Raw genomic sequence first — 17,615 nt, 5'->3', positions numbered from 1 at the left:
GTTCTGCGGCTGGATCGCAGTTTGATCGTGGGAGGCCCTGATGGACAAGACAATTGGCATCGTTGGCGGTGCCGCACCCCGCGGCTCCCGAGATAGGGAGGTCGCTTCGCTCCGGAACCTTATGGTGGGCCAGGGGTACAAGGCTGAGCCTTGATCGTGGGCTGACTTTCTCTGGGAGCATCGATGCTGCACCTGCCGCAGCCGGCGAGCCGAGGATCGGGACGCGCCCACCGGGTATTCCATCCGCTGGGCGGGGCCGACCTTGCGACCTTGTGCGCGGTGCTGATCCGGAGCGGCGGCGTTCCGCTGGGCCGCCTGCACGTTCCGCTGCTGGCGCTGGCCTCGGCCCTGACGCGCCTGCCGTTCACCCTCCTGGAAGCGGCGGGGAGCAGGTTGTTCCTCAGATCGCACGACCTGCCGGCGCCGATCTTCGTGGTGGGGTACTGGCGCAGCGGTACGACCCATCTGAGCAACGTGCTGAGCCGCCACGACGGCTTCGGAATCCTGCCGCCGATCTGCGTTGGCCTGCCGCACGAAGCCCTTGGCCTCGGCCGGCTGGTGCGGCCATTCATCGAGCAGTTCTATCCTCGGACCCGTCTGATCGATGATGTGCCGCTCGGATCCGAACTGCCGCAGGAAGACGAGCTCGCGATCGCGAACATGTCGGCCTGGTCCTTCTATCATGGAATCTACTTCCCCGATCGTGCGGCCGACTGGATCGGGCGTGGCCTGTTCTTTGACGGAGCCGGCCACGATGACATCGAGCAATGGAAGCGGCTGCTGCATCGCTACGTCGCGAAGATGACCGTGCACCAGGGGAGGCGACCGCTTCTGATCCGCAATCCGGTGCACGGTGCACGGATCGGCCTGCTGCGCTCGATCTGGCCTGATGCGAAGTTCATCCACGTCCACCGCAACCCGTTCGACGTGCATGCATCGGCGGTCCGGATGTTCGCGACGCTGTTCCGCGAACTGGCCATCCAGGACCATGCAATCGATGCCAACGACCTCGTCCTCGCAACCTATCCCCGTCTGATGACGGCACTGCTGGAGGAAGCCGAGAGCCTGGAGGAGGGCAGTTTCTGCTCCGTGCGATTCGAGGATTTTGAGAGGGCGCCCCTGGACGAGTTGCAGCGCATCTTCGCTACATTGCACCTGGACGGGTACGAGACGGCAAAACCTCGCTTCGCATCCTACCTGGACAGCGTACGCGCATACCGGAAGGCACCGCGCAGGTTTGATTCTGGTCAGATCGCCCAGGTACAGGCGCGATGGCAGCCCTTCATCGATCGCTGGAACTATAAAATTCCCGAAATCGCGGCAACATGATGATCCGGCGTCGCACTGTCGACGTATGCGAGTGTTTTGGCCTTAAAGCGGAAGTAGGCGAAAAGTAGAATTCTGTGGATGCTTGAGCAGGATCTAGTCCTGAGTAGCTAAAATTTTTCCCGGCCTGTCCTTGCCTCTTCGTACCTCCGGCTTAGTTCGGCGTTTGAGAGCGGTGGACGGAATGATCCCGGCCTCGTGCACGATCCTGGAGGCTCCGGGCCTGAAGCATGGTGAACAGGGCGAATTTCCATATCGCAGTGATCGGTGCCGGTCCGGGCGGGCTGGCGGCTGCGCTCCTGATCGCTCGAGCCGGGCTGAAGGTCACGCTGTTCGAGAAGGCGGACACGGTGGGCGGCCGGACCCGTACCGTCAGGGCTCCGGGGGGCTACCGGTTCGACCTGGGACCGACCTTCTTTCTTTATCCCCGGGTTCTGCGCGAGATCTTCGCAACCTGCGGCGCCGATCTTGACGCCCTGGTCGACATGCGCCGGCTCGATCCGCTCTACCATCTGGTCTTCGAAAGCGGCGGAGACCTGCGGGCCTCCGCGGACCATGAGCAGCTGCGCCGCGACATCGCCACGCTGTCGCCGGACGATGCCGCCAAGCTGCCGAGCTTCCTGGAGGATAATCGCGCCAAGCTCCAGGCATTCCGTCCCGTGCTGGAACGGCCGTTCACCAGCCTGACCGATTATCTGCATCCCGAGGTGATCGGTGCGCTTGGCAAGCTGCGACCGTTCACTTCGGTGGATGCCGATCTTCGCCGCCACTTTGCCGACCCTAGGGTGCGCCTCGCCTTCTCGTTCCAGAGCAAATATCTGGGCATGTCGCCTTTCCGTTGCCCGAGCCTGTTCACCATCCTGAGCTTTCTCGAGCATGAGCATGGCGTCTTCCATCCGATGGGAGGCTGCGGCGCCGTGTCGGAGGCAATGGCGAAGCTGGCCCGTCGCATGGGCGTGCGGATTGCCCTGGACACCGCGATCGAGCGGATCGAGTACGCGAACGACCGGCCGCGGGCAGTTCATACGGCTCAGGGGAGGCAGGAGGTCGATGGGGTGGTGATCGGCGCCGATTTCGCCGGGGCGATCCGCGACCTCGTTCCAGAAATCCACCGCCGCAAGTGGAGCGACCGCAAGATCGGGCGTGCCCGACTGTCCTGCTCCACCCTGATGTTCTACCTGGGCATCGAGGGCGAGGTCGAAGGGATCGACCATCATACGATCCTGCTGGCGGAGGACTACGAGCGGAACATCAAGGAGATCGAGACCGGCATCCTGTCGCGCCGGCCGTCGATCTACCTGCAGCATGCGGGCTTCACGGATGCCGGGATGGCGCCGCCAGGCCATGCCAGCCTCTATGTCCTGGTCCCGGTCCCCAACCTGCGGTCCGGTATCGACTGGCAGGCGGAACTGCCGGCTTACCGCCGGCTGGTGTTCGAGCGCCTTCGCTCCATCGGCCTGCCCGATCTGGAAAGGCGGGTCCGTTTCGAGCGGGTGGTGACCCCGGAGGACTGGCAGTCCACCTACAGCGTCGGCCAGGGAGCGACCTTCAACCTTGCGCACGATCTGCGCCAGATGCTGTGGTTCCGGCCACACAACCGCTTTGCGCCCGGTACCTATCTCGTGGGCGGCGGCACCCATCCTGGCAGCGGCCTGCCGGTGATCTTCGAGGGTGCCCGGATCAGCGCGCGTCTCGTGCTTGAGGATCTGGGAATCGACCATCGGGACATGCCGATCCTGGACGATTCGCCGCTGGCCGATGCCGCCGAACAGCCGGTGGAGGCTGCGGCATGAAGCCGGTCCTGGCCTTTGTCCTGCTGATCGCGGCGCAGCCGGCTCTGGCCGACAGCCTGACCGTCAGGGTGTCGGGCGTGAAAGAAGCCGCCGGCCAGATCCAGATCGCGGTCTGCGACGCCAGCTTCGATATTGAAGGCTGTCCGCACGGTGCCAGCCGGGCTGCGATGCCGCCTGGGCTGGACGTCCTGTTTCCTGACCTGTCCCCAGGACGATACGCGATCGCCGTCTACCAGGACGTGGACGGAGACGGCGCGTTGAACAAGAACATGCTCGGTCTGCCGACCGAGCCTTACGGTTTCAGCAACGACATTGGCCGGTTCAGCCCGCCCGTCTTTTCCGAAGCGCTGTTCGACCTGAACGGCGACATGACGGTCGAGGTGACGGTCAAGCCGCTGTTCGGCGGCGGCTAGGCAAAGGCGGCGGGCAATGAAGGTAGCGGTGATCGGTGGTGGCCTTGGCGGTCTGGCGGCTGCCTGCGTGCTGGGTGCGCGGGGCCACGAGGTCGTGCTGTTCGACAAGAACGACTGGGCGGGCGGCAAGGCGGCGGTCCTGGAGGAGCAGGGCTTCCGCTTCGACATGGGGCCGACGATCCTGACCGTGCCGCGGGTCCTGGAACGGATCTTCGCCGAGGCCGGCCGCCGTCTCTCCGACCATCTGGACCTCGTCCGGCTGGACCCGCAATGGCGCTGCTTCTTCGAGGACGGCAGCAAGATCGACCTGCTGCAGGACGTCGACACGATGGCTGGCGCCATGGACACGTTCGCGCCGGGGAGCGGGGCGGGAACAGGCTACCGGGCGTTCCAGGACCTCGCGGAGAACCTGCACGGCATCTCCGAGCGGTTCTTCTTCTGGAAGTCGGTCGAAGACCTGTTCGACACCATGGACTTCAAGAAGAACTTCAATCCCGCCACCCTGCGCGACGTGCTGTCGCTGCGCATGGGCAGCTCGGTCGCCGGCACCATCCGGAGCAAGGTCAAGGACGAGCGCCTGGCCCAGATGCTCGATCACTTCACCCAGTATGTCGGCTCCTCGCCCTATGGATCGCCTGCGGTGCTGTGCGCGATCGGCCATATGCAGGCGGCCGATGGCGTCTGGTATCCAAGGGGTGGCACCCGAGCGGTCGCCAAGGCGCTGCAGCAGCTGGCAACCGAACTCGGATGCCGGTTCCGGCTGGGCGAGGATGTCACCGGTATCGAGATCGAGAACGGCCGCGTGCGCGCGGTCGGCTCCGCCACCGGGCGGGAGACGGTCGATGCGGTCGTTTCCAACATGGATGCGATCCGTACTTATCGCGAGCTGGTCGGCGGCGCGGCGGGCCAGCATTACGACCGCAAGGGCTTCGAGCCGGCCTGCTCCGGCGTGGTGCTCTATCTTGGCCTGAACCGGCGCTACGAGCACCTGGCGCATCACGATTTCGTCTTTTCACGCGATCCGCATGAAGAGTTCGAGTACATTTACAAGCATGGTCTGCCTGCTCCTGACCCGACCTGCTACATCGCGGCCCCGGCGATCACCGATCCGGCCGTGGCGCCGCCCGGCGGCGAGGCGCTCTATGTCCTGGTGCACACGCCCTACCTGCGGCCGGGCCAGAACTGGCAGGAGATGTTCCCCGCCTACCGGCGCACCATCATCGACAAGCTGGAGCGGACTGGCGGCATGAAGGGGCTGGAGGAGAGGATCGTGTTCGAGCGGCATCTGACGCCGCAGGATATCCACGAGCGCTACAAGGTGCTGAATGGTGCGATCTATGGCCTGGCCAGCCATGGCAAGTTCCTGGGGGCCTTCAAGCCCGGCAACCGCAGCCGACAGGTCCAGGGCCTCTATCTCGCCGGCGGCTCCGCCCACCCTGGGCCTGGCATGCCGATGGTGATGATGTCCGGCTGGATCGCAGCCGACTCGCTCGATGCCGATGCCCGCAGCAGGCCGATGGACCGAGCTTCATGACCACCCCGCCGAGCCAGGCCCTGCCGCCGCGCTCGGCTGTGCTGTGGGCCTTCATGGCACGGCAGTTCGAGCGCTTCTTCCGCCGGCACATGAACGCGCTGCGGATCGCGCGCTGGGGCCAGCTTTCGACCGATAGCGAGCGGCCGCTGGTGATCTACAGCAACCATCCTTCCTGGTGGGATGCGGTGCTGTACATCCTGCTCGCCCGGGAACTCGCCCCCACCCATGTCTCGTTTGCCCCGATCGACGCGGCGATGCTGGCGAAATATCGCTTCTTCGGCCGGATGGGGGCGTTTGGTCTGGATCTGGAGAGCCGGCGCGGCGCGGTCGAGTTCCTGCGCCGGGCCCGCGCGATCCTCAGCCTTCCCCGGCATGCCCTCTGGATCACCGCCCAGGGCAGCTTCCAGGACGTGCGCCGGCGCCCGGTGGCTCTGCGGGCGGGCGTGGCGCATCTGCCGGAGCATGCCCCGGATGCATGGTTCGTCCCCCTGGCGATCGACTACAGCTTCTGGAGCGAACGGGGAGCCGAAGCGCTGGTGGCATTCGGGCAGCCGGTCGCCGCCCGGGATCTCCTCGACCTGCCACGGCCGTCACGGCTGACGGCCCTGGAGGAGGCCCTTGCGGCCACCATGGATCGCCTGGCCGGCGATGCGATCAGCCGCGATGCCAGCCGCTTCGTGCCGCTGATCGAAGGCCGGCAGGGCATCGGCGGGATCTATGACCTGTGGCGCCGCCTGCGCGCCCGCCTCCATGGCGAGCGGTTCCAGCCCGGCCATCTGGAGCAGCGGCCATGACGGCGCTGGCCTGGCTGGCCCTGGTCCTGGCCGCCCTGCCGGTCATGCTCTGCCTCGTGAACCGATGGGTCCTGGCCTCCGCCGGGCGCAGATCAGCCGGCACCCTGCCCCTGCCAAGCGTCTCCGTTCTTATCCCGGCACGCGACGAGGAGAGCAATATCGGGCCCGCCCTGGATGCGGTCCGTGCCAGCCAGGGTGTCGACATCGACATCCTGGTGATGGACGACGGCTCGTCCGACGACACTGCTGCCATCGTCCGCTCCCATGCCGCCGCCGATCCGCGGGTTCGCCTGCTCGAAGCTCCGCCACTTCCGCCAGGCTGGGGCGGCAAGGCCCATGTCTGCCAGCGATTGTCCGAGCAGGCGGAGGGCAGCCATTTCCTGTTCATGGACGCCGATGTGCGGCTGGCCCCCGATGCCATCGCGGCCATGGCCGCTCATGCCCAGGACAGGGGGGCATCCCTGGTCAGCGCGGTGCCCCGGCAGCGCATGGCGAGCCTGGGCGAACTCCTGACCGTGCCGATGATCAACCTGCTGATCTACGGCTACCTGCCGGTGCCGATGATGCGCCGCAGCCCGGATCCATCGTTCGCGGCGGCCTGCGGGCAGCTGCTCCTGTTCGACCGCCGGGCCTACCGGCAGGTCGGCGGGCATGGCGCGGTGCGCTGGAGTCGCCACGACGGCCTGCAGCTGGCGAGGCTCCTGCGCGAGAACGGCTACCCGACCGACCTGATCGAGGGCAGCCGGCTCGCCACCTGCCGGATGTATGACGGCCTGCGTACCTCTTGGGAGGGCTTCGTCAAGAACGCGCGGGAAGGCATGGCGACGCCACGGGCGCTGCCGGTCTGGACCTTCCTGCTCCTGGGTGGCCATGTCTTGCCCTGGGTCCTCCTGCTCGTAGCCCTGATGACCGGCGGTCCGATCTCTCTGCCGCTCGCCGCGGTGCTGGCCTCGATGGGCAGCCGTCTCCTGATCACCCTGTTCGCGCGCGAGCCGTTCCTGTCGGTGCCGCTGCACCCTCTCTGCGTGCTGGTGGCGCTGGCCATTCAGTGGGATGCCCTGATCCGGGGGGGCACCGGTCGGTCGGTTGGCTGGAAAGGGCGCAGCTACCCGAGCGAGGCTGCGCCGTGAGCATTGCGATGACGCCGCCCAAGACCGCTGCCACCGAACAGTTCCCGGTGGCATCTCTGGCCCTGGCGGCTCCCGTGCGCGGTGCGGTGATGAGCTTCTACCGCTTCGTTCGGCGCGCCGATGACATCGCCGATGCACCGGACCTGCCTGCGGAGACCAAGCTGCGGCGGCTGCGCATGATGGAAGCGCAGCTCGACGACCGGCGCACTGCCGATCCCTTGGCGGCAGCGCTGCTCGACACCGAGGCCCGCTTCGGCACCGGCCTGGCGGAAGCCAGAATCCTTCTCCAGGCCTTCGCGCAGGATGCTGTCCAGAAGCGCTACCAGGACTGGGACGAACTCCTGCGCTATTGCCAACTGTCGGCGGTGCCGGTGGGCAGGTTCCTGCTGCGCATCCACGGCGAGGCCGCTCCTGCTGATGCTCCCGCGGATGCGCTGTGCATGGCGCTGCAGATCCTCAACCATCTGCAGGATCTAAGCGAGGATCGTCGTCTGCTGGACCGGGTGTATCTGCCGCTGCCCTGGCTGCAGCGGGCGGGCGGTGAACAGCGCTTCTTCGACAGGGCACCCAGCACGGCCCGGCGGGAGGTGCTGGATGCGGCGCTCGATCAGGTTGAGAGCATGCTGGACGATGCCGCCTGCCTGCCAAGCCGGATTGTCAGCCCCCGCCTGCGCGTCCAGGCCAGGCTGACCCTGGCCTGCGCCCACGCCCTGTCGGCACGGCTGCGCCGCAACGATCCGGTCGAGCAGCCGGTCCGCCTGAGCGCCGTCGACAAGATCGGGCGTGTCCTGCCCGCAGCGCTGCTTCGCCCGTCTTCGTCCGATGAGGAGATCACCAGGCGAATCGTGCGGCAGTCCGGCACCTCGTTCCGCTTCGGGATCCGTAGCCTCACCGGAGAGCGCCGGCGCGGCCTTCATGCGGTGTACGCCTTCTGCCGGGCCGCGGACGACCTGGCGGACGGCGCCGCCCCGGCAGAGGAGCGCCTGCGCTTCCTGGATGGCTGGCGCCGTGAGCTGGAACGGCTTGGCGGCAGCCCGCGGACGCCGATCGGCCGCGAGCTGGCCTTTGCTATCGACCAGTTCGACCTGCCGGTGGCCGAGCTGCGTCTCCTGCTTGATGGCCTGTCGATGGACGCGGTGGAGCGGCTGCGGCTGGCCGACCAGGGTGAACTGGACTTCTACTGGCGTGCGGTCGCCGGCTCGGTGGGCCTTCTGTCGGTGCGGATCTTCGGCACCAGGCAGGCCGACGGCTTCGCCCTGTCTCTGGCGCGGGCCCTGCAGCTCGTGAACATCCTGCGCGATGTCGCGGAGGATGCCAGGCGGGACAGGGTTTATTTCCCGGCCTCTCGTCTGTCTGCCCTGGGCATCGGGCACGCAGAGGCCTCGGCGGTCATCGCGGATCCGGCTTTTGCCCTGGCCTGGAGTGCCCTGGCCGAGGAGGCCGAGCAGGCGTTCGTCGAGGCGGAACGGCAGCTGGAGGACTGCGACCGCAGGGTCCTCAAGCCGGCTCTCCTGATGCTGTGGAGCTACCGGCCGCTTCTGGCCCGGATGCGCCTCGTCGGCTGGAACCTCCAGGCCCCGAAGGCATGCCTGCGACCGGTCGAGAAGGTACGGCTGGCCTGGCTGGCTGCGACCCAGGAGGCGGCATGAGCGGCCAGCTGCACGTGATCGGCGCCGGCATCGCTGGCCTGACCTCGGCGTTCCTGGCAGGCCGACAAGGCTGGCGAGTGTCGGTCCACGAAGCGAGCCCGCAGGCCGGCGGCCGCTGTCGGACGATCCGGCGCGGTGGTCGTTCCCACGACAATGGCACCCATGTCCTTCTTGGCGCCAATCGAGCCGCGCTGCAGCTGCTCGATGCCGTCGGCGCGCGCGATCGCTGGATCGAGCCGGAGCCGGCCGGCCTGCCGATCGTCGACCTCCCGGGTTCGCTTGTGCAAATCGTGGGGTTGTCGCCCTGGTCGTGGCTCGGCCGCCGGCGGCGGCCTGCGGGCGTGCGTGTCAACGATCTGCTCCGCCTGGCGCCGCGCCTCTGGAGGAGCCCGCAAGAAACCGTTGCGTCCGCTGCCGGCGATTCGCCCGGGCTGACGCAACTCCTCGAGCTGATGTCCGCGGCGGTACTCAACACGCCGTCGGCCCATGGCTCGGCGCGGCTCCTGGCGCGGGTGTTCCAGCAACTGCTCTGGCCCGGCAACGCGCGCCTCATGGTCGCCCGGACCGGCCTCGGTCCCGATCTGGTCCAACCGCTGCAGGACGCTGTCCTGCGCCAAGGCCAGATCCATTTTGGCCGACGGCTCCAGGGCATCCGGCAGGTCGATGGTCGGGCCACGGCATTGGCGTTCGTGGGCGGCAACGTGCTGGAGCTCGGGAAAGAAGACCGGGTGATCGTGGCCATACCGCCCCAGGCGGCGTCGCTGGCGCTTCCGGACCTTGAGGTTCCCACCAACTTCGAGCCGATCGTGAACCTGCACTTTCCCCATGAGGGCCGGGGGCCGGTCCGCTTCATCGGCCTGACCGGCGGCCTGGCCCAGTGGATGCTGGTCCGCCCCGGGATGATCAGCATCACGATCTCGGCTGCCGGAGGCGTCGTGGACGAGCCGGCCGCCAACCTTGCTGCCCGGGTCTGGCCGGAGGTGGATGCCACCGCGAGGCGCTGCGGGATCGAGATCACCGGGGCTGGGGCAGAGCGGGTGAGCGTGGTGAAGGAGCGGATGGCGACGCCCCGACAGGATCCGGCCTATCTGCTGGCCGGGCCACCAGAACGCCAACCCCTGGCCAATCTGGCACTGGCTGGCGACTGGACGACCAGACTGCCTGCGACCATCGAAGCTGCGGTGCAGGCCGCGCATGCGGCAGTCGGGGCGGTCGGCAGGCATATCCAGTCGTCTGGCACTCTCCGGACCGTCGAGCGGGAGGTCACCGCATGACCAAGCCGAAGATCGAGATCGTGCTGGCGAGCACGCGGGGCTTCTGTGCCGGCGTGGAGCGTGCGATCGAGGCAGTCGAGCGTTCGCTCGACCGCTCGCCGCCGAACCAGCCCGTCCATGTCCGCCATGCCATCGTGCACAACGAGCGGGTGGTCGGTCGTCTTGCCAGCCGGGGCGCCCGCTTCGTCGAGGAACTGTCCGAGGTGCCCGAGGGCAGCATCGTCGTGTTCAGCGCCCATGGCGTCTCCTCGAAGGTCGAGGAGGAAGCGAAGCGCCGGAACCTGCGGGTGGTCGATGCGACCTGCCCCTTGGTGCGCCGGGTCCATCACGAGGCGCAGCGGCAGGTCGCGCAGGGCCGCACCCTGATCGTCATCGGCCATCGAAACCACGTTGAGGTCGAGGGCATCGTCGGCCGCTGCCAGGGTCAGGTGCAGGTGGTCGACAGCGTGGCGGAGGTCGAGGACCTGGTCGTCGAGGACACCAGTAGGCTCGCCTATGTGGTGCAGACCACCCTGTCGGTCGACGAGGCTCGCCGGATCATCGACGCGCTGCGGGCACGCTTCCCGGACATCACCGGGCCGGATACGCGCACGATCTGCTACGCCACCCAGAACCGCCAGAACGTGGTCACCCTGCTGAGCCGGACCGTGCATCGGGTGATCGTGTGCGGCGACACCAGCAGTTCCAACAGCAACCGCCTGCGCGAGCTGGCCGACGCCGCGGGCTGCAAGGCGCTGCTGATCGGCGACGCCACGGAACTGCCGATGAGTTTCGTCGAGGGGCAGGCGGCGGTGGGCCTGACGGCCGGCGCGTCGGTGCCGGAATCGATCGTGCAGGAAACGATCGCCCGGATCGCCCGGACCTATGACGTGACCGTGCGCGAGGTCGGAGAGAAGGAACGCTCGCCACGCCTCCATCCCGTCAGCTTCGCGGAACTCGATGAACGCTCCGCTTCCTGATCCATGCGCCCGGGCGCTGGCTATCCTCCGCCTGAGCGAGCGCAGCCAGGGTCCGCTGGGCATCCCCGAGCGCAAGGACCTGCTTGCGCGGCTCGAACGGGAGGTGCTGGCCTACAAGGAGCGCATCGTCCAGGCCGCCAATGCCGATTTCCAGGGTCGGTCGCGCGAGGAGACCCTGTTCGGCGAAGTGCTGGGCGTGGTCTCGATGCTGCGGCACGCGCGCCAGAACCTGGGGCGCTGGGCGAAGCCGCGCCGGGTGCCGGTCGGCCTGCCGTTCTGGCCGGCGCGCGCCTGGATCGTGCCGCAGCCCCTGGGGGTGGTGGGGGTGATGGCGCCATGGAACTACCCGTTCCTCCTGTCCCTGGCGCCGGTTGCCGGCGCGCTCGCCGCCGGCAACCGGGTGATGCTGAAGCCGTCCGAGCACACGCCGCGGACGGCGCTGGAGATCCAGCGTCTTCTTGAGGATTGCCTTGGCCCCACCATCGTCCAGACGGTGCTGGGCGGGCCGGAGACCGCCCGTGCGTTCGCCCAGCAGAAGATGGACCACCTGATCTTCACCGGCAGCACCGCCCGCGGCCGCGAGGTCGCCGTCGCCGCCGCCGCCAACTTGGTGCCGGTTACCTTGGAACTCGGCGGCAAATGCCCGGCGGTGGTGCTGCCGGATGCCGACCTGGAGGCCGCGGCCAGCGCCATCGTCACCGGCAAGGGCCTCAATGCCGGCCAGACCTGCATCGCCCCAGACCATGTCCTGCTGGCGGGCGTTCCGGCCGAGCGGTTCGTGCCGATCCTGGAGGCAGCGATCCGGCGCCACTTCCCGGCGGGCCTGGGCACCCGGGTCGTGCCGCATCGACGGGCGCAGCATCTCCAGGACGGGGCGCTGACGATCGTGGTCGATCCTCCGGCCGATTCGCCCCTGGTGCGGGAGGAGATCTTCGGCCCGACCCTGCCGGTGCATGAATTGGGCGACCTCGACCGGGTGATCGACCGCCTGAGGAAGCAGGACGCACCGCTGGCGACCTACCTGTTCACCCGCGACCGGGCAGCCGAAGGCCGTTTCCTGCACGAGGTCCCGGCCGGCGCCCTGGTGGTCGGCGGCACCATCCTGCATGCCGCGATGGCCGATCTGCCGTTCGGCGGCGTCGGCGCCTCGGGGATGGGCCGCTACCACGGCCAGGCAGGGTTCGACGCCCTGTCCAACCTGAAGGCGCATGTGCGCGCGCCGCGATTCAGCCTAGCGGCCCTCGGCCAGCCGCCTTATGGCACCACCACCGCGCGGCTGCTGGCAAGGCTGCTTCCCGACAAGGCGAAACGGAACGAGACAGGATGACCGGACTGCTGGATCACGTGGCGCGGCGCGCTGACGGAAGCGCCTATGCCATGAGCGAGCATGCCGGCCGGATCGTCCTGGTGGTGAACACTGCCAGCCAATGCATCTTCGCGCCCCAGTTCACAGGCCTGCAGTCGCTTCACGAGACCTATGGCCCGCGCGGGCTGTCGGTCCTGGCCTTTCCCTGCAACCAGTTCCGCCAGCAGGAGCCGCGCGACGACGGGGAGATCCAGGGCTTCTGCACCGCGCGCTATCGGACGACCTTTCCGGTGCTTGCCAAGGTCGAGGTCGAGGGTGCCGGCGCGCATCCCCTGTTCAAGGACCTCACCGCGGCGCTGCCGGGGCTGGCCGGGCCCAGGATCCGCTGGAACTTCACCAAGTTCCTGATCGACCGGACGGGCCGGCCGGTCCGCCGCTTCGCGCCGTTTACCCCGCCCATGCTGCTGCGGGGCGCCATCGAGAAGCTTCTCTGAACGCTTGAGGGCCGGGTCGCGGTTCAGCGCCCGACATAGCCGGCCAGGACCGCCTGCAGCGCATAGACGTCGAGCTTGCGGTTGAAGGTCCGCTGGATCGGCTCGGCGCTGCCGCTCACCCAGATCTTGAGCTCGGCCTCCAGGTCGAAGTGACCGGCGCTCTCGATCGAGAAGCGCACGATGCTGCGGTAGGGGATCGACATGTACTCGATCTTGCGGCCGGTCAGCCCCTGCTTGTCGATGAAGATCATCCGCCGGCCGGTGAACAGAATGACGTCCCGGACCAGCCGGAACGCGCCTTCCACGACTTCGCCATCGGCAAGCAGGCGGGCATACTCCGCCTGCGCCTCGGCAGGCTCGAAGGCGCTGGCATGGCCCAGCAGGCCGGACAGGATCGACACGGAGGCGGGTACTTTCCATCAGGTTGGCACAGGTCATGGAAGGACATGGCGCGATCGGGACCCGCGCCCAGGCCTGCCGGCTGATTTCCTCCGGCTGGTAGCCGGGCTTGCCCCGATCGGCTCGCCTGTGGCGAAATGAGACCGCTGCAGCGGAGAGGGACGAGATGACCGAACCTGCGTTGACCGTCGAGGAAGTTCGGGAAAGCTATGGCGAGGTCTCCACGCTCGCCCGCGACAAGGTGATGGCGCGGCTGGACCAGCATGCGCGGGCGTTCATCGCGCGCTCGCCCTTCCTGGTGCTTGGGACCGCGGACGCCAGCGGCCGGCAGGACGTCAGCCCGCGCGGCGATCCCCCGGGCTTCGTGCGGGTGCTGGACGACCGGACGCTGGCGGTGCCGGACCGTCCGGGCAACCGCCGCATCGATTCGCTGTCCAACGTGGCGAGCCAGCCCAATGTCAGCCTGCTGTTCATCGTGCCGGGCTTCGACGACACCCTGCGGGTGAACGGGCGGGCCAGGATCAGCCGCGACCCGGCCCTGCTGGAGGACCTCGCCGTCCAGGGCAGGCCGGCCCTGTCGGCGCTGGTCGTGAACGTGGACGAGGTCTTCATGCATTGCGCCAAGGCCTTCATCCGTTCGCGGCTGTGGGATCCGGATGCGCGCCAGGACCGCAAGTCGTTTCCCTCGCTTGGCCGGATCATCGCCGACCAGATCGCCGGGGTGGATGCCGGGCAGGCCGATGAGGCCATCGACGACAATTATCGGCGGGAGCTCTACTGAGCGCTCTGGGTGCCTCGAACAACCCGCATGTCCAGGCAAGCCAAGCGTACTCGAGTAGGATAAAGCCTACTGGTGCGCTGGAAAGTTTCGCCTATGGATGGAGGCCAAGCCACACCTCCATCCTGGGGCCGCCGACCTGCGTATCTTCCTTGCCCTGCTGCTCTGCCTGTTCTCCATGCCGGCCTGGAGCTGGCCGGCCCATGTCGAGCGGGTGATCGACGGGGACACGGTCAGGGTGCTTCGCGACGGCCAGATCATCACCGTGCGGCTGGCCGGCATCGATGCGCCGGAGCGCGACCAGCCGGGCGGTCACGCGGCTCGGGTCGCGCTGCGCGTCATGGTCGAGGGCCGCGAGGTCGACGTCCGTCCGACCGAGCGCGACCGCTATGGCCGGCTGGTGGCGCGGCTGGAAGTGCAGGGGCGCGATGTCGGCCAACAACTGGTGCAGGCAGGACATGCCTGGCAGTTCACTCGCTACGACCGGAGTGCTGCCCTGCGCGAGGCGGAAAACTATGCCCGCAGCCGTGGCCTGGGGCTGTGGTCGGCTCCGGCCCCGAAGGCTCCCTGGCTCTGGCGCGCCGGCGAGCAGCCGCGATCAGCAACCGCAGAACGTTCGGGTTGCAGCCCGGCGCCACGCTGCAGCCAGTTGACCTCCTGCGCCGCGGCCATGGAGGTGGTGAGCCGCTGTGGTGTCGGCGGGATGGACGGCGACGGCGATGGCATCCCCTGCGAGGCGCTGTGCCGCCCGACCGGCTGAACCCAGATCAGTCGGGCAGCGGCAGCATCAGCCGACCCTGGGACTGGGGCGGGCCCAGGCGGTAGGTCTGCTCGCGTAGCCAGTCGGCGAACGCCTGACGGTCAGGGAAGTTCGGCAGGTCCTCAAAGGCGAGGGGCTGGCCGATCCGCACGCCGAGCTCGGTGCCCATGCGCGCCGCGACCTCCTTGAACAGCAGGGACAGGCGCAGCGTGGTCGAGATCTGGCTGGCAAGCTGGAAGAGCCGCGAGTTCTGGCCCTCGAAGAACACCGGCACCACCGTGGCCCGGGCCGACTGGACCAGCTGGCCGGTGAACGGCTTCCAGCGCGGATCCACCGCCGACAGGAACGGCTTTTCCGAAGTGCTGACCGTGCCGCCCGGGAAGATCGCCACGCAGCCGCCCTCCTTCAGGATGGCGCGCGCTTCCAGCCGCGAGGCGAGGTTGGTGCGCAGGGCTTCTTCGGTTTCCTTGAAATCGATCGGCAGCAGGTGGTCGCGGATCGCCTCGACTCGATAGAGCACGCTGTGGACCAGGATCTTGAAGCGCTGCCGCCGCTTGGCCAGCAGCCAGCCTATCACCAGCCCGTCCAGCACGCCATAGGGGTGGTTGGCCACCACCACCAGCGGCCCCTCGGCGGGAACGCGGGCAAGGGCAGCCTCGTCATAGCGGACGCGCAGGTCGAGGCGGCGGATGGCGCCATGCCAAAAGTCCTCGCCCTGGGCCGGACTGGTGCGGTGCTCCTCGTAGAGGCGCTTGAGGCGCGGCTGCCCGGTCATGCGCTCGATCCCACGGATCGCCAGGCGCTGGACCAAGTGGTGATGACGGTCGGCATAGCTGAAATGATCGACGCTTGGCATCGTGGCCGTCCGGACCTTCGGGGCGATAAGGTCCTTATGCCCCCGGATCGTGACAACCCGGTAGCAGACGGCGCCGGCTGCCATGCCTTCCGTCAGCGGAACTCCACGTCCCGCCTGGCGCTGGAAATCGACACGGTGAACCCGGCGATCACGTCGACGAAGGTCAGGCAGAGGATGATCGCGTACACGGTCGTGCCGAAGCTCTCGAACAGCAGGAACTCGATCAGCACCACCACGAACAGGACCATCGACAGGAGGTGGTCGATGATCGAGCTGCGGTCGGTACGGGTGCTCTTCCAGATCTCCAGGTAGAGGAGGATGATGCCGGCGGTCACCAGCAGGTCGCCGAACCGGACGGGCAGCAGCGCGCCGGAGGGCAGGGCCAGGCTGAACAACTGCCAGTCGACCCCCGCACCGGTGAGCGCCATGAAATTATAGGCCCCGACGACGAGGATCAGCAAAGGGACCGCAGCCACCATGGGGGCATCCACCTCGGGAGTTCAGCCAGGGCTCCCTTCTAGGCAGGGGCGGGAGACCCGACAAGCGACGGCAGGATGGGGCGGCCACCTTGCGCTTGTCCCTTGCGAGCAGCGTGCCGGACCTGGGAAGATGGGGCGAAGCTTGTTCTCAGGGAGTAGTACTCGATGAATCGAATCGACCTCGCCGGCCGCCGCGCCGTCGTCACCGGCGGCGCCCAGGGGATCGGCCGCGCGGTGGTCGAGCGCCTGCTCGACAGCGGCGCGTCGGTCTCCATCTGGGACCGCGACGACAACGCCCTGCAGCTGACGATCCACGACCTGCACAAGCGCGGCAAGGTGCATGGCGCCTGCGTCGACCAGACCTCGCTGGAAACGGTCGAGGCGGCGACCAAGGCGACGGTGGAAGCGCTCGGCGGCATCGACATCCTGGTCAACAATGCCGGCATCGCGGGTCCGGCCGCGCCCTTGTGGGAATACCCGGTGGATGCGCTCCGCCAGGTCATCGACGTGGACCTGACCGGTGTCTTCTGGTGCTGCCGCTGCGTGGTGCCGCTGATGATCGCCCAGAACTACGGCCGGATCGTCAGCGTCGCCTCGGTCGCCGGCAAGGAAGGCAACCCGAACGCGGCCCCCTACAGCGCCGCCAAGGCGGGCGTGATCGCGCTGACCAAGTCGCTGGGCAAGGAACTGGCCGGCTACAACATCTCGGTGAACTGCGTGACGCCGTCGCCGGCCAAGACGCGGATCCTCGACCAGATCACCGAGGACCAGGTGAAGTACATGCTCTCCAAGGTGCCGCGCGGCCGCTTCGTCGACGTCAACGAGGCCGCGGCGATGGTCGCCTGGCTGGTGTCCGAGGACAACAGCTTCACCACGGCCGCGACGTTCGATCTGTCCGGTGGCCGCACCACCTACTGATCCCGGCCGGCGGACGAGGCGGTGGTGATGGCCGATCTGCTGGCGACCTATGCCACCGCCCTGGTCGCCTTCCTGGTGATCGTCGATCCCCTGGGTCTGGTGCCGATCTTCATCGCGCTGACCCGGGGAGCCGACCAGGTGGCGCGGCAGCGCATGGCGCTGAAGGCGACGCTGATTGCGGCCGGCGTGCTGGTGGCCTTCGCCCTGCTGGGCGAGAACCTGCTCACCTCGATCGGGATCGGCATTCCCGCGTTCCGCATCGCCGGGGGCATTCTCCTTCTGCTGGTGGCGCTGGAGATGGTGTTCGAGCGGCGCAGCCAGCGCCGCGAGAACACCGCCGGTCATGTCGCGGAGGAGCGGGCCGTCGAGGAGCAGGTCCCCGACATCTCGGTGTTCCCGCTGGCGGTGCCGCTCCTGGCGGGGCCGGGTGCCATCACCACGGTGATCCTGCACATGGGCGCCAAGGCCGGCTCCTGGCCAGGCCAGCTGGCGGTGCTCTCGGCACTGCTGACCAGCATCCTGGTGGTCGCGATCGCCCTGTTCCTGGCCAGCCGGCTGGAGCGCTACCTGGGCGCCACCCTGATCAATGTTTTCTCGCGCCTGCTCGGCCTGCTGCTCGCCGCGCTGGCGGTGCAGTTCATCATCGACGGCATCAAGCGCGCCTTCGGCCTCTGATCCGCCTGAAGCTGCTGTGGCCCCGCTGCATCAGCCGGCGGCGACCAATGTCGAATTCGTTAAGAATTGATTGCTTTT

At 67.9% G+C, this 17,615-nt stretch carries 18 protein-coding genes; 15 read left to right on the top strand and 3 right to left on the bottom strand.

What is annotated here, in order from left to right; all coding sequences use genetic code 11:
- Nucleotides 1-183: 183 nt before the first annotated feature.
- The 11 genes from GEMRO_RS0107735 to GEMRO_RS0107685 all read left to right on the top strand — a co-directional run bounded on the left by GEMRO_RS0107735 (nucleotide 184) and on the right by GEMRO_RS0107685 (nucleotide 12,672).
- On the top strand, nucleotides 184-1,329 hold the full coding sequence (locus GEMRO_RS0107735; RefSeq protein ID WP_051328820.1) for a sulfotransferase family protein: 1,146 nt from the start codon (nucleotides 184-186) through the stop codon (nucleotides 1,327-1,329).
- Nucleotides 1,330-1,556: 227 nt separating this feature from the next.
- Nucleotides 1,557-3,119: a phytoene desaturase family protein gene (crtI, locus tag GEMRO_RS0107730; RefSeq protein ID WP_027133531.1), complete on the top strand. Its 1,563-nt coding sequence runs from the start codon at nucleotides 1,557-1,559 to the stop codon at nucleotides 3,117-3,119.
- Nucleotides 3,116-3,532, top strand: coding sequence for a DUF2141 domain-containing protein (locus GEMRO_RS28320; RefSeq protein WP_035484926.1), 417 nt, complete (start codon nucleotides 3,116-3,118; stop codon nucleotides 3,530-3,532). Before crtI ends, GEMRO_RS28320 begins: the two co-directional genes overlap by 4 nt.
- A 16-nt stretch (nucleotides 3,533-3,548) precedes the next feature.
- Nucleotides 3,549-5,066, top strand: coding sequence for a phytoene desaturase family protein (locus GEMRO_RS0107720; protein WP_027133530.1), 1,518 nt, complete (start codon nucleotides 3,549-3,551; stop codon nucleotides 5,064-5,066).
- Nucleotides 5,063-5,860, top strand: a complete 798-nt coding sequence (locus tag GEMRO_RS0107715; RefSeq protein WP_035484924.1) for a lysophospholipid acyltransferase family protein — start codon at nucleotides 5,063-5,065, stop codon at nucleotides 5,858-5,860. The genes GEMRO_RS0107720 and GEMRO_RS0107715 overlap by 4 nt, the downstream gene beginning before the upstream one ends.
- On the top strand, nucleotides 5,857-6,990 hold the full coding sequence (locus GEMRO_RS0107710; RefSeq protein WP_027133528.1) for a glycosyltransferase: 1,134 nt from the start codon (nucleotides 5,857-5,859) through the stop codon (nucleotides 6,988-6,990). The genes GEMRO_RS0107715 and GEMRO_RS0107710 overlap by 4 nt, the downstream gene beginning before the upstream one ends.
- Nucleotides 6,987-8,639, top strand: a complete 1,653-nt coding sequence (locus tag GEMRO_RS32500; RefSeq protein ID WP_051328819.1) for a squalene/phytoene synthase family protein — start codon at nucleotides 6,987-6,989, stop codon at nucleotides 8,637-8,639. The genes GEMRO_RS0107710 and GEMRO_RS32500 overlap by 4 nt, the downstream gene beginning before the upstream one ends.
- A complete protein-coding gene (locus GEMRO_RS0107700) occupies nucleotides 8,636-9,913 on the top strand; it encodes a hydroxysqualene dehydroxylase (protein ID WP_027133527.1) in 1,278 nt (425 codons plus the stop codon). Before GEMRO_RS32500 ends, GEMRO_RS0107700 begins: the two co-directional genes overlap by 4 nt.
- Nucleotides 9,910-10,872, top strand: a complete 963-nt coding sequence (gene ispH, locus GEMRO_RS0107695; protein ID WP_035484921.1) for a 4-hydroxy-3-methylbut-2-enyl diphosphate reductase — start codon at nucleotides 9,910-9,912, stop codon at nucleotides 10,870-10,872. The genes GEMRO_RS0107700 and ispH overlap by 4 nt, the downstream gene beginning before the upstream one ends.
- A complete protein-coding gene (locus GEMRO_RS0107690; RefSeq protein ID WP_027133525.1) occupies nucleotides 10,853-12,199 on the top strand; it encodes an aldehyde dehydrogenase family protein in 1,347 nt (448 codons plus the stop codon). Before ispH ends, GEMRO_RS0107690 begins: the two co-directional genes overlap by 20 nt.
- On the top strand, nucleotides 12,196-12,672 hold the full coding sequence (locus GEMRO_RS0107685) for a glutathione peroxidase (protein ID WP_027133524.1): 477 nt from the start codon (nucleotides 12,196-12,198) through the stop codon (nucleotides 12,670-12,672). Before GEMRO_RS0107690 ends, GEMRO_RS0107685 begins: the two co-directional genes overlap by 4 nt.
- A gap of 23 nt (nucleotides 12,673-12,695) precedes the next feature.
- Here the strand turns inward: GEMRO_RS0107685 and GEMRO_RS0107680 are convergent, their stop codons facing one another.
- Nucleotides 12,696-13,073: a PH domain-containing protein gene (locus GEMRO_RS0107680; protein ID WP_027133523.1), complete on the bottom strand. Its 378-nt coding sequence runs from the start codon at nucleotides 13,071-13,073 to the stop codon at nucleotides 12,696-12,698.
- Nucleotides 13,074-13,237: 164 nt separating this feature from the next.
- On the opposite strand from GEMRO_RS0107680, the gene GEMRO_RS0107675 reads away from it, so the two are divergent.
- Nucleotides 13,238-13,852: a pyridoxamine 5'-phosphate oxidase family protein gene (locus GEMRO_RS0107675; protein ID WP_027133522.1), complete on the top strand. Its 615-nt coding sequence runs from the start codon at nucleotides 13,238-13,240 to the stop codon at nucleotides 13,850-13,852.
- A 97-nt stretch (nucleotides 13,853-13,949) separates the two neighbouring features.
- Nucleotides 13,950-14,609, top strand: a complete 660-nt coding sequence (locus GEMRO_RS28310; RefSeq protein ID WP_051328818.1) for a thermonuclease family protein — start codon at nucleotides 13,950-13,952, stop codon at nucleotides 14,607-14,609.
- A gap of 7 nt (nucleotides 14,610-14,616) precedes the next feature.
- Here the strand turns inward: GEMRO_RS28310 and GEMRO_RS28305 are convergent, their stop codons facing one another.
- Both GEMRO_RS28305 and GEMRO_RS0107660 read right to left on the bottom strand, forming a co-directional pair.
- Nucleotides 14,617-15,465 carry a lysophospholipid acyltransferase family protein gene (locus tag GEMRO_RS28305; RefSeq protein ID WP_169728337.1) on the bottom strand — a complete coding sequence of 283 codons (849 nt, stop codon included), beginning with the start codon at nucleotides 15,463-15,465 and terminating at the stop codon, nucleotides 14,617-14,619.
- A gap of 92 nt (nucleotides 15,466-15,557) precedes the next feature.
- The gene (locus GEMRO_RS0107660) at nucleotides 15,558-15,944 is read right to left on the bottom strand and encodes a hypothetical protein (RefSeq protein WP_027133521.1); all 387 of its coding nucleotides are present in this window, start codon (nucleotides 15,942-15,944) and stop codon (nucleotides 15,558-15,560) included.
- Nucleotides 15,945-16,109: 165 nt separating this feature from the next.
- On the opposite strand from GEMRO_RS0107660, the gene GEMRO_RS0107655 reads away from it, so the two are divergent.
- Together GEMRO_RS0107655 and GEMRO_RS0107650 are read left to right on the top strand one after the other, a co-directional pair.
- Nucleotides 16,110-16,862 (top strand): SDR family NAD(P)-dependent oxidoreductase, encoded by a 753-nt coding sequence (locus GEMRO_RS0107655; RefSeq protein WP_027133520.1) that lies wholly within the window; start codon nucleotides 16,110-16,112, stop codon nucleotides 16,860-16,862.
- A 27-nt stretch (nucleotides 16,863-16,889) separates the two neighbouring features.
- On the top strand, nucleotides 16,890-17,537 hold the full coding sequence (locus GEMRO_RS0107650; protein WP_051328816.1) for a MarC family protein: 648 nt from the start codon (nucleotides 16,890-16,892) through the stop codon (nucleotides 17,535-17,537).
- The last annotated feature ends 78 nt before the right edge of the window (nucleotides 17,538-17,615 follow it).

Source organism: Geminicoccus roseus DSM 18922, from assembly GCF_000427665.1.
Lineage (GTDB): Bacteria > Pseudomonadota > Alphaproteobacteria > Geminicoccales > Geminicoccaceae > Geminicoccus > Geminicoccus roseus.
This window is presented reverse-complemented; position numbering and strand designations above follow the sequence as displayed.